Source organism: Rhizobium sp. 25PS6 (genome assembly GCF_032464655.1).
Lineage (GTDB): Bacteria > Pseudomonadota > Alphaproteobacteria > Rhizobiales > Rhizobiaceae > Rhizobium > Rhizobium laguerreae.
In genome coordinates this window covers 1-938 of sequence record NZ_JAWDIV010000067.1, presented here as the reverse complement: position 1 = coordinate 938, position 938 = coordinate 1, and the positions used below count along the sequence as shown (strand labels likewise).

Below are 938 nucleotides of genomic sequence, written 5' to 3'. Positions count from 1 at the left end.
ACTGTCGATCGATGCCATCATGGCTTCGGCCTGTCTGCCTTTCCTGTTTCAGGCGGTCGAGATCGACGGCGAGTCCTACTGGGATGGCGGCTATATGGGTAATCCGGCGATCTTTCCGCTGATCTATGGCTGCGACACGCCGGATGTGCTGGTCGTCCATATCAATCCGATCGAGCGTGCCGAAGTGCCGCACACCGCCTCCGAGATACTCAATCGCATTAACGAGATCAGCTTCAATTCGTCGCTGCTGCGGGAAATGCGGGCGGTGGCTTTCGTCACCGATTTGATTGATGCATCTCCTGAAAGTACCGGCAATCTCAAGCGCATCTTCGTGCACGGCATCTCCGATGACGAGACGATGAAGAGCCTCTCCGTGTCGAGCAAGCTCAATGCCGATTGGGGGGCGTTGGTCGATCTGCGCGATCGCGGCCGGGAATGCGCCGACATGTGGCTGCTGGCCAACTACCAGGACATCGGCAAGCGATCGACAGTCGACATTCGCGAACGATATCTCTGATTTTCCAAGGATTTCCTTCCGCGTCGCCGGTTCCGTCCCGCGCCCTCCCTCGCTGCATGCCACTTCCTCCCCCCCGGTCGCCGCCGGGGGTATTTTTTGCCTTCTCGCCAGCCGCTGCCGCGCATAGCGCCAACCTATGAAAACCATGCCGCAACAGCATTTCAAACATCACCGGCAATGCGGGAAAGTAATTCCAGTCAAGCCGGAAACCGGTTTGATCCAACCTCAACCAGGAGACATTTCCATGAACTCGACCCGCATCCTCATCGGCTCCGCCCTTGCTGCCATCACCTCCATGGCTGCCTCCAGCGCCATTGCCGGCCCGGCTGCACAGCCCGAATTCTCGTTCGAGAAGTGCTACGGCGTCGTCAAGGCCGGCCTCAACGATTGCCAGACGGCCACCCATTCCTGCGCCGGCACA

General features: G+C 59.2%; 2 protein-coding genes. Both read left to right on the top strand.

Annotated features, from left to right (window positions below):
• Positions 1 to 517, top strand: a 517-nt coding sequence (locus tag RWK44_RS34825) for a patatin-like phospholipase family protein (protein ID WP_316030176.1), incomplete at its 5' end; no start/stop codon positions are given.
• A 244-nt stretch (positions 518 to 761) separates the two neighbouring features.
• A partial coding sequence (bufA1, locus tag RWK44_RS34820; protein ID WP_316030177.1) for a BufA1 family periplasmic bufferin-type metallophore occupies positions 762 to 938 on the top strand: 177 nt, incomplete at its 3' end.